26 protein-coding genes are annotated in these 26,778 nt (G+C 39.9%); 23 read left to right on the forward strand and 3 right to left on the reverse strand.

All coding sequences use genetic code 11. From position 1 onward, the window contains the following. Positions 1 to 17: 17 nt before the first annotated feature. The 17 genes from AWH49_RS11195 (at position 18) to AWH49_RS11275 (ending at position 16,663) form a co-directional block, all read left to right on the forward strand. Positions 18 to 950 (forward strand): sirohydrochlorin chelatase, encoded by a 933-nt coding sequence (locus tag AWH49_RS11195; protein WP_063965773.1) that lies wholly within the window; start codon positions 18 to 20, stop codon positions 948 to 950. Further along, the gene (gene cobK / locus AWH49_RS11200; protein WP_063965774.1) at positions 947 to 1,717 is read left to right on the forward strand and encodes a precorrin-6A reductase; all 771 of its coding nucleotides are present in this window, start codon (positions 947 to 949) and stop codon (positions 1,715 to 1,717) included. Before AWH49_RS11195 ends, cobK begins: the two co-directional genes overlap by 4 nt. Before the next feature lie 12 nt (positions 1,718 to 1,729). Continuing rightward, positions 1,730 to 2,380, forward strand: coding sequence for a precorrin-8X methylmutase (locus tag AWH49_RS11205; protein ID WP_018393625.1), 651 nt, complete (start codon positions 1,730 to 1,732; stop codon positions 2,378 to 2,380). Positions 2,381 to 2,384: 4 nt separating this feature from the next. Then, positions 2,385 to 3,518, forward strand: a complete 1,134-nt coding sequence (locus AWH49_RS11210; protein WP_063965775.1) for a cobalt-precorrin-5B (C(1))-methyltransferase — start codon at positions 2,385 to 2,387, stop codon at positions 3,516 to 3,518. Further along, positions 3,481 to 4,695, forward strand: a complete 1,215-nt coding sequence (locus AWH49_RS11215) for a bifunctional cobalt-precorrin-7 (C(5))-methyltransferase/cobalt-precorrin-6B (C(15))-methyltransferase (protein ID WP_063965776.1) — start codon at positions 3,481 to 3,483, stop codon at positions 4,693 to 4,695. Before AWH49_RS11210 ends, AWH49_RS11215 begins: the two co-directional genes overlap by 38 nt. Beyond that, the gene (cobI, locus tag AWH49_RS11220; RefSeq protein WP_018393622.1) at positions 4,688 to 5,395 is read left to right on the forward strand and encodes a precorrin-2 C(20)-methyltransferase; all 708 of its coding nucleotides are present in this window, start codon (positions 4,688 to 4,690) and stop codon (positions 5,393 to 5,395) included. Before AWH49_RS11215 ends, cobI begins: the two co-directional genes overlap by 8 nt. Next, complete coding sequence (cobM, locus tag AWH49_RS11225) at positions 5,392 to 6,171, forward strand: precorrin-4 C(11)-methyltransferase (RefSeq protein WP_063965777.1); 780 nt, start codon at positions 5,392 to 5,394, stop codon at positions 6,169 to 6,171. Before cobI ends, cobM begins: the two co-directional genes overlap by 4 nt. Then, the gene (locus AWH49_RS11230; protein ID WP_063965798.1) at positions 6,171 to 7,292 is read left to right on the forward strand and encodes a cobalt-precorrin 5A hydrolase; all 1,122 of its coding nucleotides are present in this window, start codon (positions 6,171 to 6,173) and stop codon (positions 7,290 to 7,292) included. Before cobM ends, AWH49_RS11230 begins: the two co-directional genes overlap by 1 nt. A gap of 172 nt (positions 7,293 to 7,464) precedes the next feature. Further along, positions 7,465 to 8,844 carry a cobyrinic acid a,c-diamide synthase CobB gene (locus tag AWH49_RS11235; RefSeq protein ID WP_063965778.1) on the forward strand — a complete coding sequence of 460 codons (1,380 nt, stop codon included), beginning with the start codon at positions 7,465 to 7,467 and terminating at the stop codon, positions 8,842 to 8,844. A gap of 41 nt (positions 8,845 to 8,885) precedes the next feature. Further along, the gene (gene cobA / locus AWH49_RS11240) at positions 8,886 to 9,662 is read left to right on the forward strand and encodes a uroporphyrinogen-III C-methyltransferase (protein WP_063965799.1); all 777 of its coding nucleotides are present in this window, start codon (positions 8,886 to 8,888) and stop codon (positions 9,660 to 9,662) included. A gap of 17 nt (positions 9,663 to 9,679) precedes the next feature. Then, complete coding sequence (locus AWH49_RS11245) at positions 9,680 to 10,243, forward strand: nitroreductase family protein (RefSeq protein ID WP_063965779.1); 564 nt, start codon at positions 9,680 to 9,682, stop codon at positions 10,241 to 10,243. A gap of 93 nt (positions 10,244 to 10,336) precedes the next feature. After that, on the forward strand, positions 10,337 to 11,965 hold the full coding sequence (gene nikA, locus AWH49_RS11250; RefSeq protein WP_063965780.1) for a nickel ABC transporter substrate-binding protein: 1,629 nt from the start codon (positions 10,337 to 10,339) through the stop codon (positions 11,963 to 11,965). A 37-nt stretch (positions 11,966 to 12,002) separates the two neighbouring features. Then, positions 12,003 to 12,941 carry a nickel ABC transporter permease gene (nikB, locus tag AWH49_RS11255; protein WP_063965781.1) on the forward strand — a complete coding sequence of 313 codons (939 nt, stop codon included), beginning with the start codon at positions 12,003 to 12,005 and terminating at the stop codon, positions 12,939 to 12,941. 4 nt (positions 12,942 to 12,945) lie between these two features. Next, entirely contained in the window at positions 12,946 to 13,773 is an 828-nt protein-coding gene (nikC, locus tag AWH49_RS11260) for a nickel transporter permease (protein WP_094777164.1), read from the forward strand. A gap of 15 nt (positions 13,774 to 13,788) precedes the next feature. Next, entirely contained in the window at positions 13,789 to 14,760 is a 972-nt protein-coding gene (locus AWH49_RS11265) for an ABC transporter ATP-binding protein (RefSeq protein ID WP_063965782.1), read from the forward strand. A gap of 19 nt (positions 14,761 to 14,779) precedes the next feature. Continuing rightward, positions 14,780 to 15,595, forward strand: a complete 816-nt coding sequence (nikE, locus tag AWH49_RS11270) for a nickel import ATP-binding protein NikE (RefSeq protein ID WP_063965783.1) — start codon at positions 14,780 to 14,782, stop codon at positions 15,593 to 15,595. 213 nt (positions 15,596 to 15,808) lie between these two features. Continuing rightward, positions 15,809 to 16,663, forward strand: a complete 855-nt coding sequence (locus tag AWH49_RS11275) for a class I SAM-dependent methyltransferase (RefSeq protein WP_063965784.1) — start codon at positions 15,809 to 15,811, stop codon at positions 16,661 to 16,663. A 99-nt stretch (positions 16,664 to 16,762) separates the two neighbouring features. On the opposite strand, the gene AWH49_RS20030 is transcribed toward AWH49_RS11275, so the two are convergent. Continuing rightward, positions 16,763 to 16,906, reverse strand: coding sequence for a hypothetical protein (locus AWH49_RS20030; RefSeq protein WP_157723718.1), 144 nt, complete (start codon positions 16,904 to 16,906; stop codon positions 16,763 to 16,765). A 258-nt stretch (positions 16,907 to 17,164) separates the two neighbouring features. On the opposite strand from AWH49_RS20030, the gene AWH49_RS18800 reads away from it, so the two are divergent. The 5 genes from AWH49_RS18800 (at position 17,165) to AWH49_RS11295 (ending at position 24,176) form a co-directional block, all read left to right on the forward strand. After that, positions 17,165 to 17,320 carry a DUF1540 domain-containing protein gene (locus AWH49_RS18800; RefSeq protein ID WP_064505460.1) on the forward strand — a complete coding sequence of 52 codons (156 nt, stop codon included), beginning with the start codon at positions 17,165 to 17,167 and terminating at the stop codon, positions 17,318 to 17,320. A 264-nt stretch (positions 17,321 to 17,584) separates the two neighbouring features. Continuing rightward, positions 17,585 to 18,145 (forward strand): TetR/AcrR family transcriptional regulator, encoded by a 561-nt coding sequence (locus AWH49_RS11280; protein WP_018393608.1) that lies wholly within the window; start codon positions 17,585 to 17,587, stop codon positions 18,143 to 18,145. 131 nt (positions 18,146 to 18,276) lie between these two features. After that, positions 18,277 to 21,456 carry a bifunctional cytochrome P450/NADPH--P450 reductase gene (locus AWH49_RS11285; RefSeq protein ID WP_063965785.1) on the forward strand — a complete coding sequence of 1,060 codons (3,180 nt, stop codon included), beginning with the start codon at positions 18,277 to 18,279 and terminating at the stop codon, positions 21,454 to 21,456. Between the two features lie 411 nt (positions 21,457 to 21,867). Beyond that, entirely contained in the window at positions 21,868 to 22,845 is a 978-nt protein-coding gene (locus AWH49_RS11290; RefSeq protein ID WP_063965786.1) for a ring-cleaving dioxygenase, read from the forward strand. A 233-nt stretch (positions 22,846 to 23,078) separates the two neighbouring features. Then, positions 23,079 to 24,176: a maleylacetate reductase gene (locus AWH49_RS11295; protein ID WP_063965787.1), complete on the forward strand. Its 1,098-nt coding sequence runs from the start codon at positions 23,079 to 23,081 to the stop codon at positions 24,174 to 24,176. Between the two features lie 162 nt (positions 24,177 to 24,338). On the opposite strand, the gene AWH49_RS11300 is transcribed toward AWH49_RS11295, so the two are convergent. Next, entirely contained in the window at positions 24,339 to 25,118 is a 780-nt protein-coding gene (locus AWH49_RS11300) for a hypothetical protein (RefSeq protein WP_063965788.1), read from the reverse strand. A gap of 273 nt (positions 25,119 to 25,391) precedes the next feature. On the opposite strand from AWH49_RS11300, the gene AWH49_RS11305 reads away from it, so the two are divergent. Further along, positions 25,392 to 25,778: a carbonic anhydrase family protein gene (locus AWH49_RS11305; protein ID WP_063965789.1), complete on the forward strand. Its 387-nt coding sequence runs from the start codon at positions 25,392 to 25,394 to the stop codon at positions 25,776 to 25,778. Between the two features lie 57 nt (positions 25,779 to 25,835). Here the strand turns inward: AWH49_RS11305 and AWH49_RS11310 are convergent, their stop codons facing one another. Beyond that, the gene (locus tag AWH49_RS11310) at positions 25,836 to 26,246 is read right to left on the reverse strand and encodes a YugN family protein (RefSeq protein ID WP_034287158.1); all 411 of its coding nucleotides are present in this window, start codon (positions 26,244 to 26,246) and stop codon (positions 25,836 to 25,838) included. Positions 26,247 to 26,778: the final 532 nt, after the last annotated feature.

Consider the following 26,778-nt stretch of genomic DNA (forward strand, 5'->3'; position numbering starts at 1 on the left):
GAGGGGGAGAATAGCGAATGAAAGCAGTATTATTTGTTGGACATGGAAGCCGATTAGAGGCCGGAAATAAAGAAGTGAGGGCGTTTATTGAACAATTAATTCCAACTATGGATGATCGCTTACTCATTGAAACATGTTTCCTTGAATTTGCGTCGCCTACTATATCACAAGGGATTGACAATTGCGTAAACAGAGGGGCTACAGAAGTCATTGTCATTCCGATTATTTTGCTGCATGCAGGTCATTCAAAACTGCATATTCCAGCTGAAGTCGAGGATGGCAAGACGAAGTATCCAGATGTTCAATTTACATATGGACAAACGATTGGTGTTCATCAAGAAGTATTATCGATTTTAACGGATCGTCTTGAGGAAGTAGGTTTGGATACGTCTGCTGAGCATACTGACACGGCTATTTTGTTAATTGGTCGTGGTGGCAGTCACGCGGATGCGAATAGTGATTTTTATAAAATCTCCCGTTTGCTTTGGGAAAAGTTAAATGTTAAATGGGTCGAAAGTGCTTTCATGGGTGTGACGGCTCCACTAGTGGATGAAGGAATCGAACGTTGTATAAAGCTAGGTGCAAAAAAAGTGGTGATGTTACCGTACTTCCTGTTTACTGGCATTTTAATGGAGCGAATGGAGAAGATGGTGTCGGGCTATCAACAGCAATATCCCGAGCAGGAATTTGTCTTAGCCGAATACTTTGGCTACCATCCGAAACTACAAACGATCTTGAAAGAACGTGTAACGGAAGCGATCGAAGGAAAATCGAGTGGAGCTCGTGATTTAGAAAACTATCGTTTATTTGCGGAGGAGCATGGTCACGCACATCATCACCATCATCACGACCATGACCATGATCATCATCATCATCACGACCATGACCATGACCACGACCATCATCATCACGACCATGATCATGTCCACGAGGTGGAGAAGTCAAAATGATTTTGTTCTTGGCGGGCACAAGTGATGCGAGGGAATTAGCGATTGAAATGAAGCAGGCGGGTTTGCAAGTTTTGGCAACAGTAGTGACGGAACCAGCAGCGAAAAGTTTGCAGGATGCGGGAATAGACACTCAAATTGGGCGGCTAACGGCAGTTGATATGGCGTCGCTCATTGTTGAAAAAGGATTTCAAGCGGTCGTCGATGCAAGTCACCCGTTTGCTGAAGAAGCTTCGAAAAATGCACTCCAAGGAGCGAAAGAAGCGAATGTTCCTTATATTCGCTATGAACGAGAAAGTCAACGGTTCCAAGATGATAAATTAATTCTTGTTAATGATTATGCTGAAGCAGCCAAGCTTGCCGCAACAAAGCGGGGCGTTATCATGCTAACAACAGGTAGTAAAACGTTAGAGATTTTTGCAAAAGAATTAGTGGGTCTTGAGGATACTAGACTCATTGCGAGAATGCTGCCGCGTATCGATAATATGGAAAAATGCGCGGAACTTGGCGTTGAACAAAAAAATATCGTCGCGATTCAAGGTCCGTTTTCAAAGGAGTTAAATAAAGCACTTTACAAACAATATAATGTTACCTTGATGATTACGAAGGAAAGTGGCAAAGTCGGTTCGGTTGATGAGAAGCTGGAAGCTGCTTTGGAATGTGGCATTGAGACGATTATGATTGCTCGTCCAAACATCAACTATCAAAATGTGCATTCTACCTTTGAAGATGTGATTAGCGACGTACAGCAACAATTAAACAACAATTAGGAGGAAGATACGATGGATTTCAAAACAGATTTCAAACCATTAACAGTTGATCCTGACAAAATTTATGACTATAGTTTTGCCATCATTGCGGAAGAAATGGGGCCACATGATTTTACAGAAGACGAATGGAAAATTGTCCGCCGTATTATCCATGCGTCAGCAGACTTCGAATTAGGAAAAAGTGTGATCATTCACCCCGATGCCATTAAAGCTGGGGTAGAAGCGATTCGTAAAGGAAGACATGTGATTGCTGACGTGCAAATGATTGAAAGTGGAACTGGGAAAAAACGTTTCGAAAAGCATGGTGGGGATCTGCATTGTTATATTGCAGACGAAGATGTAACGATTGAAGCTAAACGCCAAAACACGACAAGAGCAATTATTTCGATGCAAAAAGCTGTACGTGAAAACGAAGGTGGCATTTATGCAATCGGGAATGCACCAACAGCTCTATTAGAACTTATTCGTTTGATTAAAGAAGGAATAGCTAAGCCGGATTTGATTATTGGAATGCCTGTAGGCTTTGTTTCTGCGGCAGAATCAAAAGAGGAGCTAGCTAAAATTACGGAAGTTCCTTTCATCACGAATGTTGGGCGGAAAGGTGGAAGTACCGTTACAGTAGCAGCGTTAAATGCGATTTCTCTTTTAGCTGATCAGGTATAAAATCATGCAAAAGAAAGCCAAGAAGGACCCATCTGAAATGAGACATGGCTATACAACAGGGGCCTGTTCAACAGCCGTAACGAAGGCAGCTTTAACAGCTTTAATTACCGGTGAAGAGCAAGAAAATGCGACCATTCATCTACCTGTTGGACGTGACGCTACTTTTACAATAGAAAAATGTGAAATCAAGAAAGACTCAGTGAGTTGTGAAACGATTAAAGATGCTGGTGATGATCCGGATGCGACTCATCAAGCACTTATTATTTCTACAGTGAGTTGGTTGGATACGCCAGGCATTATTTTGGACGGAGGAGTCGGTGTTGGTCGTGTGACCAAGCCGGGTCTTCCTGTTCCAGTCGGTGAAGCGGCGATTAACCCAGTGCCGCGAAAAATGATATTAACCACTGTTCAACAGACGTTAGAAGAGTTTCAGATTAATAGAGGTGTGAAAGTCGTTATTTCTGTTCCGGCTGGTGAAGAAATTGCGAAGAAAACATTAAACGGCCGACTAGGAATTATAGGTGGCATCTCGATTTTAGGGACAAGAGGCACCGTAGTTCCTTTTTCTAGTTCTGCCTATATGGCAAGTATTGTGCAAGCGATAAGCGTTGCCAAGGCAAGTGGCTGTGAGCATCTCGTCTTAACGACAGGTGGCCGCAGTGAGAAATATGCGATGGGGTTACTTCCTGATTTACAAGAGGAAGCTTTTATTGAAATGGGTGACTTTGTCGGTTTCTCATTAAAGCAATGCAAAAAACAAGGAATCAAAAAAGTCACACTTGTTGGGATGATGGGGAAATTTTCAAAAGTTGCGCAAGGCGTCATGATGGTTCATTCGAAAAGTGCGCCAATTAATTTTGACTTTCTCGCGGAGCTGGCACGCGATGTTGGTGCTAGTGAAGAGCTTGTAGAAGAAGTGGTGAGTGCGAATACCGCTTCTCAGGTCGGCGAGCTTATGTCTGAGAAAGGTCATGATGCATTCTTTGATCATCTTTGTGAAGCTTGCTGCTACTCGTCACTCCACCATATCAAGGGTGGAATAGAAATGGGAACGGCGATTTATTCAATGAAGGGACAATTATTAGGAAGGACTGTTGGTATTGACTCAATCGATGAAATTAATTGGGATCGGGGATAACGGTCAAGAAAGCTTGTTGCCACAATATGCCGAGTGGATTGAAGAAAGCGAAGTGCTTATTGGTGGTGAGAGGGTGTTATCTTTCTTCCCGAATTATCAAGGAGAGAAGGTCGTCGTGAAGGGTGGTTTAAAAGCGATTGTTGAGCGATTGCAAAAAGAAACGCGTCCAACTGTTGTTTTAGCTTCAGGCGATCCGCTTTATTACGGGATTGGTGGCTATCTTTCTAGCAAAATGAATATAGAAGTGTATCCATATTTAAGTTCTGTCCAACTTGCTTTTTCAAAAATGGGCGAGGCTTGGCAAGATGCTTATTTAGTCAGTGTTCATGGTCGAAGTATAAAAGGATTGGCACAGCGAATGGATGGTAAAGCAAAAGTGGTGTTACTCACGGATGAAGAGAATAGTCCTAATCGTATTGCCGAATATCTTCTTTCTTTCGGTATGACGGAGTACCGCGCATTTGTCGCGGAAAACTTGCAGGGGGAAAACGAAAAGGTAGGCTGGTATGAACTCGAAGAAATGGTTAATCATGAGTTTTCTTCGTTAAATGTTGTGATTTTGAAAAAAGTAGCCGATGGACCAAATTGGACGCTAGGTATTGATGATGAGGAGTTTTCACAACGTAAGCCAGACAAAGGATTAATTACGAAAAAGGAAATTCGTGTGTTAAGCCTTTACGCATTAAACCTGCAGAAAAATAGTGTTGTTTGGGATGTTGGAACGTGTACAGGTTCGATGGCGATTGAAGCAGCGAAACTGGCTCCAGAAGGGCACGTTTTTGCGATTGAAAAGAACGAACCAGATTTAGACAATTGTTTTCAAAATCAACGCAAGTTTCGTACTGATTTAACAGCGATTCATGGAAAAGCACCGCACGGGTTAGAAACTTTCCCTGATCCGGATGCGATTTTCATCGGAGGAACCGGTGGCGAAATGGTCGATTTGATCCAAACATGCTGTCATCGCTTGAAAGAAGGCGGACGAATTGTTCTCAATGCAGCTACGATTGAGAACTTGTACCGGGCGAATGAAGCTTTTGCACAAGCTGGCTTTCAAACGTCGATCATGCATGCACAAATTTCACGGAGCAAGCCTATTTTAGGGATGAATCGTTTTGTTCCGCTTAATCCAATTTATATTATTACGGCACAACGAAAGGAAGTCACGAATGAGTAATCTCGGCACATTATACGGTCTTGGCGTTGGTCCAGGAGATCCAGAGTTAATTACAGTTAAAGCGTTTCGCGTTATTCAAGAGTCACCTGTTATTGCCTATCCACGAAAACGTAAAGGCAGTAAGAGCTATGCGCATCGAATTGTTGAAGTATATATTCGTCCTGAAGAGAAGGAAATGCTTGGCCTTGTTTTTCCAATGACGAAAGACCAAACAATTTTAGATCGTGAATGGAATGGGACGGTCGAGAAGGTTTGGCAAAAGTTAAATGAAGGGAAAGACGTTGCTTTCGTTACAGAAGGTGACCCGCTTTTATACAGTACGTTTATTCATATGATGAAATTAATGCAAAAATTGCACCCTGAAGTGGAGATTAAAACCGTACCTGGAATTTCATCCTTTAACGGTTCAGCTTCAAGGCTCGGTATTGCTTTAGCGGATGGCGATGATCATGTTGCGATTGTTCCCGCTCGCGATGACTACGAAGAAATGAAAAAAGCCATTGAAGATCATGACGCTGTCGTGTTTATTAAAGTGGCTAAAGTGATTGATTTAATGATTACCGTTTTAAAAGATTTAGATCTTTTAGATAAAGCATCTGTTGTTACGAAGGTTACGTCTGACGAAGAAGTAATTTGGAAGGTCAGTGAGCTAGAAGGAGCTGAGCTTGAATATTTAACATTAATGGTGGTGAGAAAATGAAGAAGATTTATATAGTAGGAGCGGGCCCGGGAGATCCGGATTTAATTACGGTTAAAGGTTTACATATTCTTCAAACGGCAGACGTTGTTTTATATACAGATTCATTAGTGAATGAAGAATTAATTGCAAAGGCAAAACCTGAAGCAGAAGTGTTAAAAACAGCTGGCATGCATTTAGAAGAAATGGTGAATGTCATGGTGGAACGTGTAAATGCAGGTAAAATGGTCGCTCGTATTCATACAGGAGATCCTGCGATGTATGGGGCGATTATGGAACAAATTGTTCTTTTGAAAAAGGAGGAAATCGGTTATGAAGTGATTCCGGGGGTGAGTTCCGTATTTGCTTCTGCTGCGGCAATCGGTGCGGAGCTGACGATTCCAGATTTAACCCAAACACTTATTTTAACAAGAGCTGAAGGACGGACACCTGTTCCAGAATTCGAGAAGTTAAAAGACCTTGCAAGTCATCATTGTACAATTGCTCTTTTCTTAAGCGCAACATTAACGAAGAAAATTGTGAAAGAACTGCAAGCTGCTGGTTGGAAAGACGAAACACCTGTTGCAGTTATTCAGCGGGCATCATGGCCAGATCAAAAAATTGTCCGCACAACATTGGTAAATCTAGATGAAGATATGCGGAAAAATGGGATTCGCAAACATGCGATGATCTTGGCAGGATGGGCATTAGATCCAACTATTCATGAGAAAGATGAATATCGCTCGAAATTATATGATGCGAGCTTTACACACGGGTTTCGTAAAGGGATAAAACCATGATGATTGAATTGCAAGAAGGAATACAGCCATCTGTTGTCCAAAAAAATTCCTATGCAATTGTAGCGATTACGAAGCATGGTGTTGAACTATCCCGCCGTCTACATACAGTGTTTACTCATTCAGATTTGTATTATATGAGCAAGTTTGAAAAAGGCGATGAAGAGCATAAGCATATTCAGCTTTTTTCAGGAAGCGTGCGGATGTTACTTCCCACGCTTTTCAGGCAATATAAAGGCATTATTATGATTATTTCTCTCGGTGCCGTTGTGAGAATGATTGCTCCGATTTTAAAAGATAAAAAAACGGATCCTGGTGTTGTCGTTATTGATGATCGAGGAGAAAATGTAATTAGCGTATTATCCGGACATCTAGGTGGTGCAAATGAGCTTACTCACGAAGTAGCAGCCGCTTTGGATGCAAGAGCGATTATCACGACCGCTTCAGATGTTCAAAAAACGATTCCTGTCGATTTATTTGGCTCTCGCTTCGGTTGGGTATGGGATTCAGCAGAAAAACTAACACCTGTAAGCGCGTCGGTTGTGAATGAAGAGCATGTCGCGATTGTTCAAGAATCAGGAGAACCCAATTGGTGGATGTATGATAGACCACTTCCAGAGCAAATTATCAGCTATCCTTCTATTGCTAAAGCGATCCAAGCAAAACCAAAAGCCGCTTTAATTGTTACACATCGTTTGTTAGCGAAAGAAGAAGAAGTGATTTTGGAAAATGGGATTGTGTTTCGACCAAAAACGGTTGTGATTGGCATGGGATGCAATCGCGGAACCTCAGCAGAAGAAATTGAGCAAGTCATTCTCGATACACTCGTTGAACTGAATATTTCTATTAAAAGCGTGAAGGCGCTTTGTACGATTGATTTGAAAAAAGATGAAGTAGGCTTGCTTGAAGTCGTAGAGAAGTACGGCTGGGAATTTGTCTATTATCCGCCGGCTGAATTAAACACAGCAGCTATCGAAGCACCATCTGATACCGTGTTTAAATACACAGGCGCTTATGGAGTCAGTGAACCGGCTGTTCGCTTATATTCAGGAGCCAAGCAACTTGAGCTCGTTAAGAAAAAATCAGGCAATGTCACGATTTCTGTCGGTGTCATTCCTTTTTAACAAACAAGAGATCATAAAATTTTCGAGGCGTTTTGGTGCTAGCTCCAGGCGCCATCGGCTTGAGGTCATAAGCTAATCGCTTCGGAAGGCAAAAGCACCTTCTGTCAGCGTTCATCTTATGCTTGTCGCCGATTACGGGCACCTTGCGCTTTTCTTAAACGGAGGAAACGGTATGAGTACAAGAAGATTAGTCATTGCTGGGACTGGCAGTGGGGTCGGTAAAACGACGTGTACAATCGGCATTATGGCCGCGTTGCAACAAAAAGGCTATACCGTACAAGGGTTTAAATGTGGACCGGACTATATTGACCCTTCTTATCATACGGCTGTTACGGGCAGAGTTTCGAGAAATTTAGATAGCTGGATGTTTGAGCATGGTACTGTACGTGAAATGGTTGCACGAGCAAGTGAGGGTGCTGATATATCGATCATTGAAGGTGTAATGGGCTTCTATGATGGGAAAAGTCCATTAGAGAATACAGGCTCAACGGCTGAAATTAGCATGATTACGGAAAGCCCAGTACTGCTTATTGTGAATTGTGCTAGCATGGCGCGCAGCGCAGCGGCTATCGTTAAAGGTTTTCAAACGTTGGCGACCGGTCCAAACATTATTGGAGTGATTGCGAATCAAGTCGGTAGCGTTGGGCATTACAATATTGTGAAAGCGGCCATTGAGCAAGAATGTGCTGTGCCAGTGCTTGGCTATATGAAACGGGAGCAAGATATTGATATTCCTAGTCGTCATTTAGGGTTAATTCCAGCCATTGAACGAGGTGAACTTAATCCGTTTTTTGGAAGACTCGCAAATCTAATTTCGGAAACAATTGATGTGGATCGACTATATGAATTAGCAGAAACGACGGAAATGACGGATGAGTCTTCAGGTTTATTTGAACAACGTGAAGATCAAGGTGTTTACATCGCTGTTGCCAAAGATGCAGCGTTCAATTTCTACTATCAAGAAAACCTTGAATTATTAGAAGCATACGGGGCGAAACTGACGTATTTTTCTCCATTAGAAGGTGAGGAAATTCCTTCTGAAGCGGATGGTTTATACATAGGGGGAGGTTTTCCCGAAGAGTTTGCGGCTGAGTTAGCGCGTCATGAACGTTCAAAAGCGTCGATTCGAACTGCGATTACGAACGGTTTGCCGACGCTCGCTGAATGTGGAGGCTTTATGTATTTAACAGAGTCGATTGCTGATACAGCAGGTGTTGAGTATCCGATGATTGGACTGATTCCAGGGAAAATTATGATGCAGAAGAAACTAGCTGCTCTTGGCTATCGTGAAATATTCGGAACAGAAGGGAATTTCTTAATTGATCCGAATCAACAAGCGAAAGGCCATGAGTTCCACTACTCTACATATGAACGAGCTGAAGGCTTGCCATATGCGTATGAAACAAAAGGGCGTTTTGGTAAGAAGCAAGAAGGATATTTGAAAGGAAATCTTGTTGCCGGTTATACTCATTTCCACTTCGCTTCTAATCCGGGGCTTGTTGAGCGTTGGATTACGGCATGTGTCGACTATAAGCAGAAGGCATCGAAGTGAAACATGGTTTACTTGAATCATTGAAAAGGGGGGATTATGCCATGAAAAAAGGAAAAGTCTATTTAGTCGGTGCAGGACCAGGTGATCCAAAGCTATTGACGATTTATGGGCTCGAATGTATTCAAACATCGGATGTAATTGCCTACGATAGGCTCGTTAATCCGAAATTATTAGAATACGCAAAAGAAGATGCTGAGCTAGTCTTTTGTGGGAAATCACCAGGGAGACATCATCTCATTCAAGATGAAATACATACACTTTTAGTGGATAAAGCGATGGAAGGTAAAACGGTGACCCGTTTAAAAGGGGGAGATCCGTGTGTGTTCGGACGTGTTGGGGAGGAAGCAGAAGTGCTGGCTGAACATGGAATCGAATATGAAATTGTTCCTGGCGTGACGGCAGGGATTGCGGCACCAGCGTATGCGGGTATTCCTGTGACACATCGTGATCATGCCTCAAGCTTTGCCATTGTAACGGGACACGGCCGTGATAGCAAAGGGGAGGATCATCTCAATTGGCCAGCACTTGCAACGGGTATTGATACAGTTGCTTTTTACATGGGCGTTGGCAACTTAGAATATATTTGCAAACAACTGATTGCGAATGGAAGACAGTCGACAACACCTGTTGCGGTCATTGAATGGGGAACAACGGAAAAACAAAGAACGCTTACTGGAAATCTTCAAACGATTCATGAATTAGTAATAGAGGAGAATATCCAAAACCCGGCAATGGTACTCGTAGGTAAGGTTGTCCAATTACGCGAAAAAATAAAATGGTACGAAAAAGTGCTAGAAGCAGAAACCATTACGACCTGAAAAAGGAGAGATAAAACTTGTCTATTATTCAAGCATTGAAAGAACGTCGTGCCATCCGAAATTATGAGAACACGCCAGTCGAAGATGAGAAAATTGAACAATTACTAGAAGCAGCGACATTTGCACCGAATGATCGTCTACGTGAGCCTTGGAATTTTTATGTGATGAAAGATGAAGCGAAGCAGCGCTATGAAACATTAGCAGAGGAATTTTTGCAACAGCGTTTTCCGACAAAGCCAAATTTAGTAGAAAGCTCGCTGAAAGTGATTACTTCGACACCGATAGTCATTGTCGTAACGGCAGATCTTGTTCCAGGTGATTCCGAAGCCTCCGAAGATAATATATTTGCAGTATGTTGTGCGATTCAATCGATGTGGCTTGCTGCAGGGGAGCTTGGTCTTGGGTTTGTTTGGCGTACAAGAGGAGTCGGTCTTGTTCATGATGAAAGAATGCACCGGTTTATCGGATCACCAGAAAATCAAAAAGTGGTAGGGACGATTTTTATCGGGTATCCGAAAGCAGATCAAGAAGTGCCAGCGACGAAACGAACTCCTTATACAGAAAAAACAGTTTGGCTCTAAATTAATCGAAAAGAGGTTGTTACGGTAACGGTTCTGATGCAAATGCTTATTTGCATCAGAACCGTTAAAATTCTATATTGAAGGTGAGAATATATGTTTTTAAAAAAGTCTCAATTAGTCACTTCTATTGTTGGACTATTAGTGATTCTAACAGTCTTTGTTGCTGGTTGCAGCAACACAACAAAAGATCAAGAAAATACATCAGATAAAGATAAACCAAAAGTTCTTACTTTTTCCTGGTCTGGAGATATAGGTGACTTAAATCCACATACATACTTTCCAAATCAGTGGTTTTCGCAGGCTATGGTATATGAACCTCTTGTTTACTACGGTGAAGGCGGAGAAATTCAGCCTTGGCTGGCCGAGAGTTGGGATGTATCGAAAGATGGAAAAGAATATGTATTCCATCTGAGAGAAGATGTTAAATTTTCTGATGGTTCACCATTTAATGCTGCTATCGTCAAGAAAAACTTTGATACCGTTTTAGCTAATGCGGAACAACATGAATGGATGGAATTAATTAATCAAATTAAAAGTACAGAAGTAGTGGATGAATCTACATTTAAACTGAATTTGCACAAGCCGTATTATCCAACTCTTCAAGAACTAACTTACATAAGACCGTTGAGATTTGTAGGAGAAGGTGCTTTTCCTGACAGTCAAAACACATTTGAAGGGCTCAAATCTCCAATAGGCACAGGTCCGTGGGTATTGAGCGAATATAAGGAAAATGAAGAGGCTATATTTACAAGAAACGAACAGTATTGGGGGACAAAACCGAAAGTAGACAAGGTAGTTGTTAAAGTCATTCCTGACGGTGAGTCTAGAGTATTAGCTTTTGAGAAAAAGGAAATCGATCTTATTTTTGGTAACGGGGTCATTAGCCAAGATTCATTCCAGTTTTTAAAAGATTCAGGAAAATATGAAACTAAAATATCAGAACCTACAGCTACGAGGGCGCTGCTTTTTAACACGAACAGAGAAGCGATCAAAGACATTAAATTACGGTCAGCTCTCCAACATGCTTTTAATAAACAAGCCGTCATCGATAATATCTTTTACGGTAATGAAAAAAAGGCTGATACTTTGTTTGCACCTATGTTGCCATACACGAATATTAGTGTAAATCCTTATGAATACGATGTAGAAAAAGCAAAACAGTTACTGGATGAAGCTGGATGGAAACAAATAAAAGGAAAACCATTTCGAGAAAAGGATGGAGAAACATTACAACTGGAATTACTGTTTATTAGTACAGACAACATCCAAAAGGCGATCGCAGAATTTATCCAAGGCGATTTTAGAAAACTGGGGATAGATATTAAGTTGACTAGTCAGGAAGAAGAGACTTTTTGGACAACCGCATATCAAGGCGATTTTGATTTATTATTTACGGCAAGCTGGGGTGTACCGTTTGATCCACATTCCTATTTATCAGCTATAACGAAAAGCTCGGAAAACGGAAGTCCAGATTACAAAGCTCTATTAGGTTTGCCGGCAAAGAAAGAAATAGATGAGAAAATTAAAGAAGTATTATTAAGTACAGACGAAGAAAAGAGAAAAATGTTATATGAAGATATTTTAACTACATTGCACGAACAAGCTGTTTACTTACCAATATCTTATCAGTCTAATGTAGCGGTTTATCATAAAAATATTAGCGGAATAAATTTTTTACCTCAAGAATATGAGGTGCCTTTCACTTCAATTAATGTTAAATGAAGTGAGGATACTTTAAAAACGGATTAAGGAGTAATAAATGGGCTGGTTTATTGTTAAACGTCTTACCAGTTTAATTCCAATATTATTTGGGATTTCTCTCATCACTTTTATCCTGCTTCACTTAACTCCTGGAGATCCGGCCATAGCTTACTTAAGGGCGTCACATATTCCTCCTACGGATGAGGCAGTGGCTGCCCTTCGAGTGGAATTGGGGCTGGACAAGCCCCTTTATGCCCAGTATGTAGAGTGGTTGGGAAAAGCGGTGCAATTGGATTTAGGGATGTCTTATTTGTCAAAGAAATCTGTATGGGACGAGATCATGTTACATTTCTTCCCGACAGTTCAACTAACATTTGCTTCGTGCATCCTTATTGTTGTTATTAGTTTACCGATAGGAATGATATCTGCTATTTTCAAGGGAAAATTGGTTGATCAGTTGAGCAGAATAATAGCCTTTGTTAGTGTCTCTATGCCTGCTTTTTGGTTTGGATTTCTCTTGATCTATTTTCTATCCGTAAAGTTAGACTTATTTCCTGTGTTAGGAAGGGGCACTTTTGCTCATTTGGTGCTTCCTTCCTTGACGTTGTCTTTTGCTTATATAGGTACGTACACGCGATTGCTTCGGGCTAGTATGCTGGAAAATTTGAACGAGCCATTTGTAATGTATGCCAGAGCGAGAGGATTGCGTGGAAGATTAATCGTTAGCAGGCATGTCTTAAAAAAATCCTTATTACCTGTGTTAACTGGACTTGGCATGAGCTTCGGGAACATGCTAAGCGGGGTAGTTATTGTTGAAACAGTTTTTGCTTGGCCCGGCATGGGACAGTTATTTGTCACGTCTATTTTAAATCGGGATTACCCGATGATTCAGGGTTGTTTATTGTTTATGGGTGTGATCTTTGTAGTTTGTAATCTCCTAGTGGATATCGCCTATTCTTTCCTGGATCCCCGTATAAGATGGGAAGGAGAGAAATAAGGTATTGAAAAACGTGAAGCGAAAGTTGCTGTCACATAAGCTCATGATGATCAGCAGCATGATTATTTTCATCATGACATTATTGGCTCTTTTCCCCCCTTTTTTGGCTCCAAATGATCCGAATCTGATTGATATCACTCATAAATTGCAAGGGTCTTCCTCCAAGTTTCCATTGGGGACCGATCATTTAGGGAGATGTATATTATCTAGACTAATCTATGGGACACGGACTTCGTTGGGAACGGCTTTCCTTGTTATGGGGTTGACGATGATGATTAGTATTCCGCTTGGTATTTATGCAGGTTTTAGAGGGGGTTGGGTTGATTATCTCTTTATGCGAATGTGTGATATTCTCATGGCATTTCCAAGCCTGCTTCTGTCCTTAGCTTTGATTGGAATCTTAGGGCCGGGTCTTGGTAATCTGATTTTGGCGATGGTGCTTGTCCATTGGGTTTTTTATGCTCGCGTCATTCGAGGAATGGTTCTTAGTGTAAAGGAGCAAAACTTTATCTTAGCGGCTAAAGTATGCGGAACCCCAAGGTTAGTCATTGTTATAAAACATATTTTACCTGCTATTATCTCTCAAGTGGTTGTATTAGTCTTTATGGACATCGGAGGAGTGGTTTTAGCTATTTCTAGTTTCTCCTTTCTAGGTTTTGGCATACAGCCGCCAGGGGCAGAGTGGGGGATGATGATCAATGACAGTAAGCCGTTTTTTAGAAATGCACCTTCATTGATGCTGTATCCGGGGATGATGATCTTAATCGTTGTGGTTGCTTTCAACTTGTTCGGCGAAGCCTTGAGGGATGCTCTTGATCTAAGAAGGGAATAGAAGGGAGAATGGAAGATGGGGCAGCAACCCATTCTAACTGTAAACAATTTGAACATAGATGTCTCAACACCGTATGGAGTGACTCGCACTGTCCGTGATGTAAGTTTTAAGATTGAGGCTGGGAAAGTGTTTGGCCTCGTTGGAGAGAGTGGATCAGGGAAAACGATGACGTGCATGTCTCTATTAAATCTTTTACCCGATGAGGCAAAGGTGGTAAAAGGAAGTATCCAGTTTAGAAATAAAGACATTCTAAACTATTCAGAAGAAGACATGAGAAAAGTACGGGGCAGTGAGATCGCCACGATTATGCAAAATCCTATGACCGCCTTTAATCCTGTGAGGACGATCGGGCGGCATTTTATTGAAACGCTTAGGACTCATTTGCCTATCACTAAGCATCAAGCGCGGGAAATGGCCGTGGCTTATTTGGAAAAAATGGACTTGCCTTATCCAAAGAATTTGCTGAAACAATATCCGTTTCAGCTAAGCGGCGGCATGCTGCAGCGTGTTATGATTGCAATCACCATGTCTTTAAATCCATCTATCCTCATTGCTGATGAGCCGACGACCGCACTCGATGCGACAAATCAACTCCAGATTTTGAAACAGTTGAATTGGTTAAGGAAAGAATACGATACAGGCATTTTATTGGTTTCGCATGATCTAGGTGTGATTGCTCAGTTGGCTGACGAAGTGGCTGTGATGTATGGTGGTTATATCGTTGAGAAAGCACCAGTGTTTAAGTTATTTAATCGCCCAATGCACCCATATACCCGAGTCTTGTTAGAGTCTAGAATTGGATTAACGAGAAGAAAGACAAAGATTGTAAAGCATATAAGCGTTCCTCCTCCTAATCTAATAAATAGAGAAAATACATGTCCATTTTTAGAAAGATGCGAGGACGCAGACCACACTTGTTCAAGTTATAATCTTGAATTGAAAGAGTATGAAAAAGATCATCTAGTACGATGTCTAAAATCAAGATAAAGAGTTGGGTGAATGAAGAGTGAGCTTGCTTGAGTTGAAAGGTATAAAGAAAACATACTTGCTCGGGAACTCGGTTTGGGGGAAGCGCAAAACGGTTGAAGCCGTTAAAAACGTCTCTCTAACTTTGGAAGAAAGAGTATGTTTAGGGCTCGTAGGAAAAAGCGGATCGGGCAAGAGTACCCTTGGTAAAATCATTCTAGGACTGGAAAAGCCGGATCAGGGAGAGGTATGGTTTCAGGGGAAGAATCTTTCTAATTTAAAAGCAAAAGAATTAAAGGAATTACGGCGAAATCTGCAAGTTGTCTTTCAGGATTGCTATAGTTCTGTTAACCCAAGACTAACTATAGGAGAGATTATTGCTGAGCCGTTAAGAAATTATGAAAGGCTTACGTCTGTTCAAGAGAAAAAGAAAGTACAGGAGCTTTTAGAGATTGTTGGGTTATGTACAGAAGATATTCATAAATACCCCTATCAGTTCAGTGGAGGACAGTTACAAAGAATCAATATTGCAAGAGCGATTGCATTAAAGCCAAAGTTAATTATATTTGATGAGGCTGTCAGTGCTTTAGATGTTCTTGTCCAAGTACAAATACTAAATCTTTTGGCACAATTAAAAGAAGAGTTTCATCTGTCATACCTCTTTATTTCTCATGATTTACAGGCAGTCAATTACATCGCAGACCGTCTAGCGGTCATGTACAACGGGGAGATTGTGGAATGGTTGGATGATATGGAACAGCTTGAACGATTAGAACATCCTGTTTCTAAAAAGTTATTGTCTTCCGTGTTACTCCCATATCCAGGACATGGGTCTGATACGAAAATGATTTACTAGAAGCATAAGTCGTATGAAATTCCTTTTAACTTCCGCATTAAAGGATGGAGAGGTGTTTGTAACTGGAACACCTAAAAAGTATGAACAGAATACAATAGTAGATAAGTTTATGACAAAGAGGTACGTTCAGTTTATTATGGATTAGATCTAAAGCAATTTGCTCTATATAAAAAGACTAAAATGAGTATAACGGAGCAGGAGTGATAAATAGCAATGAAAATTTCAGGTGTACCATTAGGGTGCAACTACATTGATTTATGGAAAGAAAATATGAAGGAATGGGATGGAACTCTTTCTAACCGAATGATTCATGATGAAGAGGAAGAAGGTTTTTGGCATTCTTTTATGGAAAAAAAGAAACAAATGGGCGGGGACTACATCAATTCTTATGCTTATAGAATTCAAGAAGAGCTCCTGACGTTGTTACATACGAATGATCGTGTAGTAGAAATTGGTCCCGGTTGGGGAAATTATACATTCTGTGTGGCTGAAAATGTTAAACATCTTACATGTGTGGATAGCTCTCAGAGTGTTATCAACTTCTTAAGTGATGAATCTGAAAAGCATCAATTAAACAATGTAAGCTTTATAAATGACAAATGGGAACATATAAATATGAAGGAAAGTTATGATGTAGTATTTGGAGTAAACTGCTATTATCGTATAAGCAATATAGAAGAATCATTGCTTAAAATGAATAAGGTTGCATCCCGGCTTGCTATAGTAGGAATGACAAGTGGGCCAGAAAAGCCTCACTATGTAGATTTACATAGAGAACAAGGTTATTCTATTAAGTTTAGACGTAGAGACTACATTCATTTACAAAATATTTTGTACCAACTCGGTATTATGGCTAATTGCAAAATTATTGAAATACCAAGTGTTTCCACATACCCATCATATGAATCTCTTATACGTGATAATGTAAGTAAAATTTTAACAAAAGATTATAACAAACAAGAAGTTGAACAAGCTTTAAGTCCATATGTTATAGAAAAGGATGGAAGATATGAATATCCATATACTTTTCATGCTGCATTAATTTACTGGAAACCGATAAAATTTTGAGTTACAAAATACTGTAAAGCTAATTAAGTTGTTTTTTTACGAATATAGATATATCTGGAATTTGAGGTTTTGAAAAAATAACGGCCAAAACATCCGGGACTATGCCCCGGACGTTATTGACTGTGTGCTGTGCTCATTTTTGCGCTCATAGGCAATGAGCGTGCATTCTAACTCACTTTCCAATTGTTTTATTCTTTCCGTTTGTTCAGACGATAACTGTGCAATTTCGAAATTTTCAATCATTTTTTATTCACCCTCCTGCTTGTAGAATCCCCGAAAATAAGAAATTTAAAGTAGTTAGTTTCTCGTGTATTTACCATTTTTTAACGATGGTGAAAATGACCAACTAGCCGTTTTAGGCATAATGATTAAAGAAGGCGGGTCAAATTCCGTTTCGAGTAAACATGAACGTACTATTTGCTTTGAATATTGATACATAAAATAAAAAAGTATCAACTGCCTCAAATTTGTTCAAGATAACAAAAAAGGGGGTGTGATACGATGGCGAAAGATGTTCTTTGTGAAGTCAACAACTGCAAGCACTGGAGTTCAGGAAACAAATGTGAGGCTGATTCCATTTATGTCATCAGCCATAAAGGCAAACAAGCATCTAACAGTGAAGAAACAGATTGCCAAACGTTTGTACCAGAAGTTTGATTTTCTCAGGGTAACCATTCATTAGGTTACCCTTTATTTTTTATAGTATTAATAATAAGTATCATTTTCATGTGTATTTACGAAGTTTTATTTTGTAAACCTACTAGCAGTTTTTTTAAAAAAATAGCGCTCTACCTAGTTATTATTTATCTCTATAAAGGATTTGTAGGAGATATCCTTTTTTTAGGCAGTTGACATATTTTTAAAAAAATTATAATATATAAACATTAGGAATGAACGTTCATTCCTTATTGGAGGTATAGCATGACAACGAAACGAGAAGACATTTTAGCTGCTTCATTAGAGCAGTTTTCCATACGTGGGTTTGACGGAACGACAATCCCTATGATTGCTAACCGCGCAGGAGTGGGGGCTGGCACCATTTACCGGTACTTTGCTGATAAAGAAGCGTTGGTGAATGAGCTATTTCAACATTGTATGAAGCAGCTAACAAAAGTCATTCAAATCGATTTACAGAATAAGTCTACAGATGAACAATTTCGTTTTTTATTCCATCAATTTTTTCATTTCTCTAAACAGAATCCTCACGTCGTGCGTTTTATTCAAAGTCAAAAAGGGATGCCTTATTTAAATCAGGACAGTGAAAATGCTTATCAAAACCTGATCGACTCTATTGAGAGAATTATTATAGAAGGCCAGAAGAAAGAAGAGGTATATGAATTTCCTCCTAATGTGCTCATTTCGTTTATTGTCGGAGGCATCATTGAGGTTTTAAAATTATTTGAAAGTGAGAGTCTAGAGGATTCGACAGAATTAATTGAACGAATGGGCACTTTCGTTGCACGAGCAGTACGGATTGACTAACAATCCAACTGCCGTTGTTCAGATAGGAATGAATATTCATTCCTATCTGAACTGATAAAAAGTATCAAAATAACATAGTGTTTTAAAAAACCTTATACAAAAAAGAATGAAAAACAATTAACTTGTAAAGGATGGTATATATGAAAAAGATTCCAAAACCTAAAACGTTCGGTCCGCTCGGCAATATCCCTCTTATCGATAAAGAAAAACCAGTTCAATCATTTTGCAAACTGGCAGATGAGTATGGTCCGATTTTTGAATTTAAATTTCCTCGTACAACAAACACTTTTGTTTCCAGCCATCAATTAGTAGCAGACGTTTGTGATCCATCACGTTTTGATAAACATCTTTCGTCGCCGCTGAAAAAAGTTCGTGCATTTGCGGGAGATGGTTTATTTACGAGTGAAACACAAGAGCCTAATTGGCAAAAAGCTCATAACATACTCCTGCCCAGTTTTAGTCAGCAAGCGATGAAGGGATATTACCCGATGATGTTGGATCTTGCTTTGCAGCTAGTTCAAAAATGGGAGCGTCTTAACCCAAATGAATCAATTGATGTGCCAAAAGATATGACTAACCTTACACTTGATACGATTGGGTTATGCGGTTTTAATTATCGATTCAACAGTTTCTATCGTGAAAAGCCACACCCATTTATTACGAGTATGTTTCGAGCACTGAATGAATCGATGAACCAAACACAGCGCTTAGGTTTACAAGATAAACTGATGGTACTGACAAAAAACCAATATAAGCATGATATTAATGTGATGTTTTCTTTAGTGGATAAAATCGTTTCCGAGCGTAAAGAGAATGGCCATCAAGGTGAAGATGACCTGCTCTCTCTTATGCTAAATGCGAAAGATCCGCAGACAGGCGAGAAATTGGATGATATCAATATTAGATATCAAATGATTACTTTCTTAATAGCAGGGCACGAGACAACGAGCGGCTTGCTGTCATTTGCTCTCTACTATCTTTTAAAGAATCCAGATAAGCTTAAGAAAGCATACGAGGAAGTGGACACCGTTTTAACAGATCCAATTCCTTCATATAAACAAGTGAAAAACCTTAAGTACATTAAGATGATACTCAATGAATCTTTACGATTATGGCCAACTGCTCCAGCCTTTTCATTGTATGCAAAAGAAGATACGGTCATTGGCGGGGAATATTTGATTGAAAAAGGGAGAAGTGTTGCCGTTCTCATTCCGAAGCTGCATCGTGATAAAGATGCTTGGGGAGATGACGTGGAAGCGTTCCGACCTGAGCGTTTTGAAGATCCGAGTAAAATCCCTCACCATGCGTATAAACCATTTGGAAATGGGCAGCGTGCCTGTATTGGAATGCAGTTTGCTCTTCAAGAGGCGACACTCGTTTTAGGCATGGTTCTTCAGCATTTTGAATTGATTGATCATACGGATTACGAGTTAAATGTAAAAGAAACATTAACGTTAAAACCAGACAATTTTACGATTCGTGTAAAATCAAGAAAAAAACAGGTGGCTTTGGCTGTTTCTAGTCAGGAAACAGCACCTGCAGAAGAAAAGAAATCGAAAAGTGAGTTTACACAGGCTATAGACGCCCACAATACACCATTACTTGTGCTTTACGGATCAAATCTTGGAACAGCAGAGGGGATTGCAAGAGAGCTTGCGGAAACAGCCCGCTATCAAGGATTTCAGAGTAAAGTAGCCGCCCTTGATGAATATATAGGAAAACTGCCTAAAGACGGGGCCGTTTTGATTATCACATCTTCGTACAATGGGAAAGCGCCTGATAATGCAGCTGGGTTTGTAGAATGGATCGGTCAGGTGGAAGCCGGAGAGTTCAGAGGAGTGAAGTATGCTGTTTTTGGATGTGGAAACCGCAACTGGGCAAGCACATATCAGCGGATCCCTCAATTAATAGATGAACAACTAGCTGTCAAAGGAGCAAAGCGTATTGTTCCGATAGGCGAAGGTGATGCAAATGATGATTTTGAAGCACAATTGGATCATTGGCACGATCGATTGTGGACCGATTTAATGAAAGAATTTAATTTGAAAGAGACAGAACAGAGAGAGAAAGGTGAAAGTACACTTACTGTGGAGTTTGTGAATGGGCCGATAAGTACATCACTTGTCACAACGTACGACGCCTTTTCAGCACAAGTGAAGGAAAATCGTGAACTTCAAACAGAGAAGAGTGAACGGAGCACACGCCATATTGAAATTCTTTTGCCGGAAGGTGCAGCGTATCATGAGGGTGATCATCTAGGTGTCCTTCCACAAAATAGAGAAGAACTTGTAGAACGTGTTCTAGATCGGTATCGACTAACTAGAAACGATCATATCATTCTCAGCGGAAGTGGACGCAATGTTTCACATCTTCCGCTCGGATATCCAGTCAGTGTATATGATTTGCTTACTTGCAATGTGGAATTACAGGAAGCGGCGACGCGAGCACAGCTTCGTGAATTAGCCTCCTTCACGGTGTGCCCGCCTCATAAGCGGGAATTGGAAGCTCTTTTAGAAGGAGAGGAGTATAAGAAAAAGGTTCTTCAAAAACGTCTCACGATGCTTGATTTACTTGAGCAATATCCGGCTTGTGAGTTGCCATTTGATCGATTCATAGAGCTTCTTCCATCATTAAAAGCCCGATATTATTCCATTTCCAGTTCACCTAAAATGTTTTCAGATTCTTTAAGTATAACGGTAGGGGTCGTATGTGAACGGGCATGGAGTGGACGGGGTGAATACAAGGGAGTTGCATCAAATTATTTAGCGGATCGTCAAATAGGAGACAACATTACTTGTTTTATCCGCACGCCACAATCGGGATTTCAATTACCAGAAAATCCTGAAACACCTGTCATTATGGTTGGTCCAGGGACTGGTATTGCGCCATTCAGAGGCTTTTTACAAGCTCGACGGATTCAGAAAGAAGAGGGGAAAAAGCTGGCGGAAGCACATTTATATTTTGGTTGCCGTAATTCCGAACAGGATTATCTTTATCGTCAAGAATTGGAACAAGTTGAACAAGATGGATTAGTAACGCTGCACACGGCTTTCTCTCGTTTAAACGGGCAGCCGAAGACGTACGTTCAGCATTTAATGAAACGAGACGCGGCTGCATTAATTCATTTACTTGATGATGGGGCTCATCTTTACATTTGTGGTGACGGAAGTAAAATGGCGCCAGATGTAGAGGCAACTTTGTGTCCCGCTTATCAAGAGGCGCATCGTGTAGGCGGACAAGAAGCTGAGAATTGGCTAGAACAATTGCAAAATGAAGGCCGATATGCAAAGGATGTTTGGACAGGAATATAAATCATCATTTAAGGAGCTGTATCAAAAGTATGTATTTTGACACAGCTCCTTTCCTTTTTTAAATGGAACGTCTAGTGGTGGGATTTCTCCTTGTTTTGGCGAATTTTTGCTGGGAGATAGCGGGATAAAGTGGCCGAGTGGCGGAATAAGTTCTAATCCAGCCGACAGACACACGAATCCCGCCATTCTTTTTACTTTAAACGAGTTGTTTTAGGGAATACATAGTTATTCATCTTCCGGATTGACAGCTAATATCAGCCATGATAAAATTATTTTGAATTAGAGATATATTAATTAAAGATATTTAGATGAAGAAAAAATTTGGATTGAAAAATGAGTTCAATAAGAAGGGGTACCTTGCTTTAAAAAACAAAATAAGCACAAATTAAGGATTAATTGGAGGAATGCAAAATGAATGAATTAAAAGGAATACATCACGTAACGGCCATTACAAGCAGTGCAGAAAAGAACTATGAATTTTTCACGTATGTGTTAGGGATGCGTTTAATAAAGAAAACCGTTAACCAGGATGACATTCAAACGTATCACTTATTTTTTGCAGATGACACGGGCAGTGCAGGGACAGATATGACGTTCTTTGACTTCCCTGGCATTTCAAAAGGCGTACATGGTACAAATGAGATTTCAAAAACATCTTTCCGCGTACCGAGTGATGCAGCAATAGAGTATTGGGCCAAACGATTTGATCGTTTAGAAGTAAAACATACAGGAGTAAAAGAACAATTTGGTAAAAAGACACTTTCTTTCGTTGATTTTGATGACCAACAATACCAATTGATTTCAGATGAAAACAATGAAGGCGTTGCGGCTGGTACACCGTGGAAAAAAGGACCGATTCCTTTAGAATATGCCATTACAGGATTAGGCCCTATCTTCGTTCGTATTGCTGAATTTGATTACTTTAAAGAAATGCTGGAAAAAGTTCTCTTATTTAAAGAAATAGACAAGTCCGGCTCCTTTCATTTATTTGAAGTAGGGAAAGGAGGAAATGGTGCGCAAGTCGTGGTAGAAAAAAATGTGATACTACCTCAAGCACGACAAGGGTTTGGTACCGTTCACCATGCAGCATTCCGTGTTGAAGACCGTTCTGTTTTAGAGGAATGGATTAAACGGATGCAAAGTTTCGGATTTCAAACGTCTGGTTATGTCGATCGTCACTTTTTCGAGTCATTGTACGCAAGAGTGGCACCACAAATTTTATTTGAATTTGCAACAGATGGTCCAGGATTTATGGGCGATGAATCGTATGAAACGCTTGGAGAAAAATTGTCTTTGCCTCCATTTTTAGAACCAAAACGGGAAGAAATTGAAAAATTAGTACGCCCGATTGATACAGTAAGAAGCACGAAAGAATTCATTCAAGAATAAAGGAAAAAGTCTGGTGAGGTTTGATTGCCCATCAGACTTTTACTATGAAAAATTACAAGAAAAAATCAACCAGTCTACATTCGAGAAAAAGAATGTAACGAATAGAACATTAGATGTAACCGGGACACATTAAGGCTCCTCTTTTCCGACGTTTGAAAAAATAATCAAAGAACGATAGCAGTATGTTATTTTCATCCGAACATCCAATCAAAGAGTAAAGGGCGGAAGCTAAAATGAAAAGTTTTCTTTATGAAGCTCAAGCTGCGAGGGTTATTTTTGGGCCAGGGGAAATAAAACAAGTGCAGACTGAACTGGAAAAGATCAGTGCCAAAAGGGCTCTCGTTATTTCTACTCCGGGTCAAGAAGAGCTTGCTGATAAAGTCTCAGATTTAATCGGTGATTTATGTGCGGGGATTCATGCAAAAGCGGTTCAGCATGTCCCGATGGAAAAGGTTGAGAAAGCGTTAGAGATTGTGCGGGCGCTTCATGTAGACAGCCTCGTTCCAATTGGTGGAGGTTCCTCCATCGGCTTAGCGAAAGCTATTGCTCTGAACACCTCTTTGCCCATTGTGGCGATACCTACTACATATGCGGGATCTGAAATGACACCGATTTGGGGACTTACGGAGAATGGAATCAAAAAGACCGGAAAAGATCTCGTCGTTAAGCCGAAGACGGTCATTTATGATCCTAATCTTACGGTCAACTTGCCAACACGTGTGACGGTAACGAGCGGAATGAATGCGATCGCTCATTGTGTAGAAGGGCTGTATGCAGAAAATGTAAACCCCATCATTTCTCTTTTAGCCGAAGAGGGAATTCGTGCTCTTCATTCAAGTTTACCGGCTATTTTAGCTGATCCATATAATATAGAGGCACGCTCCGAAGCACTTTATGGTTGTTGGCTGGGGGGGACTGTTCTAGGATCTGTAGGGATGGCATTGCACCATAAGCTATGTCACGTATTGGGAGGTAGTTACAACCTTCCACATGCAGAAACCCACTCGGTCATGTTACCGTACGCCATCTGGTACAATGCCGCCCACGCATCGAAAGCGATTAAATCCATTGCACGCGCACTTCGTGTAGAGGAAGAGGATGTAGCGGGTTCTCTTTTTGATTTGACTGCATCTCTAGGTGTCCCTATGTCGTTAGCTGAAATTGGGATGAAGGAGAGTGATTTGGGTCAGGCTGCAGAACTGGCTACGAAGAATCCTTATTATAACCCTCGGCCCATTGAGCAACAAACGATCAGGAAATTACTGGGATATGCTTTTGCAGGGAAACGACCTTTAAAAGGGATCGAAGTTCAAGGAGAAATCAATTCGTAATCAACTTAAAAATGATAGGAGTTTTAACAATGCTCTTTCGTAAAACATTGCAAAATTCGGAAGGAAGCTGCTTCATACAAGCTTCCTTTTCGTTTAGAAAATTGACTAAGTTAGAGACAATTAGACTGTTAAATGGAAAATAGACTTTCATCCTTTTTTCTTTCAGCTATCTTTGATATTATTTCTAAAATGATCGTAATCAGTTTTAATGTAACGAAATAACTTTGCGTTGCCGCCATGATCTGGATGAGTTATTTTTAATAACCCTTTATATTCTGCTAAGACATCTTTATTACTCGCCAATTTTGAAAGTCCTAGTTTTTTACTATAATCATTTGATTGAGTGGTGGAGCGGAAATGGTCTCTTTTATTTTCTTTTAATTTTATTAATTCATTATGTAATTCAGTATTTTCTTTTAATAAATCCGTTGTTTCATTTTGTAATTTCCTTGTCACATTCTTTAGTATTACAATTTCCTTATTTAGCTTATCTAACTTATCTCTTTGCTGGATTACTATATTTTTTGCAGTCTTATGAATTTCTTCAATTCCTTCTATATGCTTATCTTGTGTTTTTATTTTTAATTTCAATTGGTGTATGATCTCGTCCTTATTTTGATCAGTGCGCTCATTTATAAACAGCTTTGAGGCTGTGTCATCAATTATATATTCAGTTGTCCTATTCGTGGTTCCGTCGTATTTAATCTTACCTTCATGCAGCCAACGTCTAACAGTTTGAATACTCATACTTTTGGTTAATCCTGCATCTTTTAACAGGTCAAAAGCTTGATCTGTGTCATCAATTATGTATCCAGTTTTTCTATTTCCAGTTCCATCGTATTTAATTTTACCTTCACGCAGCCAACGTCTAAGAGTTTGAATACTCATACTTTCTGTTAATCCTGCATCCTTTAACAGGTCAAAAGCTTGATCTGTGTTCACGACGTTCCCCCTATCCCTTTTATTATGCTATGTAATGTTACATTAAGTGATATTAGTCTATTATAAGAAAAAATGAGTCGTTTTTTGTACCATATCGCAAAATGTCAATCATTCATAATCTTTATTACAATTTTGACATAAAAGGTTATTGTGTATTGATTCGCCCAATACCGAGTAAAAACACAAGAAATTGAGATTGCTCCGATTCTGAATACAAAGGATTAAGGCAAAATAAAGGAAGTCATTGCTGAGTTAAAACAACAGAACATTATTTTGAACGGTCAACATTTTGATATGGAATTGCATCTTGTACATAAAGATGAAAATGATCAACTAGCTGTTATAGGCTTAATGATTAAGGAGGGCGCGTCAAATCCCGTATTCGAAAATGTATGGAGTGCCCTTCCTCAAGAAGGAACAGCAGAAATTGTAAAATTATCAGAGCCAATTGACTTAACGAATATGCTGCCAAAGGAACAACAATCTTTTCAATATACGGGTTCTTTAACGACTCCGCCGTGTTCAGAAAATGTTAAATGGATTGTATTGGAGCAGCCCATTGACATGTCTAAAGAGCAAATCGATGCATTCCGTCAAATTTTCCCGGATAACCATCGACCCATCCAAGCCTTAGAAGGTCGTGAAGTGATAGAGAAGTAAATGCCGTGGAAGAACTCCATTTCCTAAAAGAGAACAAAGAGTTCTTCCACGACTTATTTAGTGTAAATAACTGACGATCTGTTTGACAGCTTGTTCACCGGCATCTTCCCATTTGTTTTTATTTTTTATTTGTCCGTCTGTATCTAGAGGGTCTTGGAACTGATTAAATCCTGTAGCAGTAGCTAATGAACTTTCGTCGTTGTCCAAACCAGTATTGACGACATGTTTGATCACAAAGGGTGTTTGAAACTCAATCGAAGCATCGCAATTCTCGAGTTCTCCATCCACCACAAGAAAAGGGATTCTCAGATAAATGGTCTCCCCTCCATCACGCCACAAAACGGAATCGAAGCTCCCCTGCTCATAATCCCAATGTCCTCCTAAATCATACCCAAGATTTTTAAGTGTATCCTGCATATCACCAAAGTAGGCTTTTTTTCCTTCAAGATCTGTTTGTAACTTTAACATGATAATCCACTCCCTTTAAAGTATTCAGTAGCTATCCTTCACTAAAAATAGAACGAAAATACGTAAGCATGAAATTAAAAAAAGAGCTCTGAATACGTTCACTTATAGTGGGCGGTCATGGGGCTATGTATGACTTAGCAAAAAGTGAGAATTTGCATCGTATCGTTAATACAAATTATGAGAAAAAGGGGATTTAACGGAAAGAGTCTATGCTGTATGGACAGATGACCAAATTGTTACAGCCGGGCTCTTTTTTCTTCTGAATGAATAGGGGAAGAATTAGTAAAAGCCCTTAAAAGAGAAAATAATAGAAAATATTTGTTGGGGAGAACTGGCATACAAAGAATTAAAGCTTGAACCATATAATTTTCAAAGGGATATCCACGTTTTTGTGAGATATCTCTTTTTACTGAACCTTACGCTGTTTCAATAGAGAAGCTCTTATTTTTTCATGCTTTCTGTCTTACGGCTGAAAATGTGAAAAAATGGGGGCTCTTTATATATAAAAAATATCTTGGGGAATAATACAGCA

Origin of the sequence: Domibacillus aminovorans, from assembly GCF_001643235.1 — a bacterium.
Lineage (GTDB): Bacteria > Bacillota > Bacilli > Bacillales > Domibacillaceae > Domibacillus > Domibacillus aminovorans.

Excerpts from the sequence above, each read along its gene's own strand:
- AWH49_RS11195 (WP_063965773.1), top strand. The coding sequence starts at position 18 with ATGAAAGCAGTATTATTTGTTGGACATGGAAGCCGATTAGAGGCCGGA.
- cobK (WP_063965774.1), top strand. The coding sequence starts at position 947 with ATGATTTTGTTCTTGGCGGGCACAAGTGATGCGAGGGAATTAGCGATT.
- AWH49_RS11205 (WP_018393625.1), top strand. The coding sequence starts at position 1,730 with ATGGATTTCAAAACAGATTTCAAACCATTAACAGTTGATCCTGACAAA.
- AWH49_RS11210 (WP_063965775.1), top strand. The coding sequence starts at position 2,385 with ATGCAAAAGAAAGCCAAGAAGGACCCATCTGAAATGAGACATGGCTAT.
- cobI (WP_018393622.1), top strand. The coding sequence starts at position 4,688 with ATGAGTAATCTCGGCACATTATACGGTCTTGGCGTTGGTCCAGGAGAT.
- cobM (WP_063965777.1), top strand. The coding sequence starts at position 5,392 with ATGAAGAAGATTTATATAGTAGGAGCGGGCCCGGGAGATCCGGATTTA.
- AWH49_RS11230 (WP_063965798.1), top strand. The coding sequence starts at position 6,171 with ATGATTGAATTGCAAGAAGGAATACAGCCATCTGTTGTCCAAAAAAAT.
- AWH49_RS11235 (WP_063965778.1), top strand. The coding sequence starts at position 7,465 with ATGAGTACAAGAAGATTAGTCATTGCTGGGACTGGCAGTGGGGTCGGT.
- cobA (WP_063965799.1), top strand. The coding sequence starts at position 8,886 with ATGAAAAAAGGAAAAGTCTATTTAGTCGGTGCAGGACCAGGTGATCCA.
- nikA (WP_063965780.1), top strand. The coding sequence starts at position 10,337 with ATGTTTTTAAAAAAGTCTCAATTAGTCACTTCTATTGTTGGACTATTA.
- nikB (WP_063965781.1), top strand. The coding sequence starts at position 12,003 with ATGGGCTGGTTTATTGTTAAACGTCTTACCAGTTTAATTCCAATATTA.
- AWH49_RS11265 (WP_063965782.1), top strand. The coding sequence starts at position 13,789 with ATGGGGCAGCAACCCATTCTAACTGTAAACAATTTGAACATAGATGTC.
- AWH49_RS11275 (WP_063965784.1), top strand. The coding sequence starts at position 15,809 with ATGAAAATTTCAGGTGTACCATTAGGGTGCAACTACATTGATTTATGG.
- AWH49_RS20030 (WP_157723718.1), bottom strand. The coding sequence starts at position 16,906 with ATGATTGAAAATTTCGAAATTGCACAGTTATCGTCTGAACAAACGGAA.
- AWH49_RS18800 (WP_064505460.1), top strand. The coding sequence starts at position 17,165 with ATGGCGAAAGATGTTCTTTGTGAAGTCAACAACTGCAAGCACTGGAGT.
- AWH49_RS11280 (WP_018393608.1), top strand. The coding sequence starts at position 17,585 with ATGACAACGAAACGAGAAGACATTTTAGCTGCTTCATTAGAGCAGTTT.
- AWH49_RS11285 (WP_063965785.1), top strand. The coding sequence starts at position 18,277 with ATGGTATATATGAAAAAGATTCCAAAACCTAAAACGTTCGGTCCGCTC.
- AWH49_RS11290 (WP_063965786.1), top strand. The coding sequence starts at position 21,868 with ATGAATGAATTAAAAGGAATACATCACGTAACGGCCATTACAAGCAGT.
- AWH49_RS11295 (WP_063965787.1), top strand. The coding sequence starts at position 23,079 with ATGAAAAGTTTTCTTTATGAAGCTCAAGCTGCGAGGGTTATTTTTGGG.
- AWH49_RS11310 (WP_034287158.1), bottom strand. The coding sequence starts at position 26,246 with ATGTTAAAGTTACAAACAGATCTTGAAGGAAAAAAAGCCTACTTTGGT.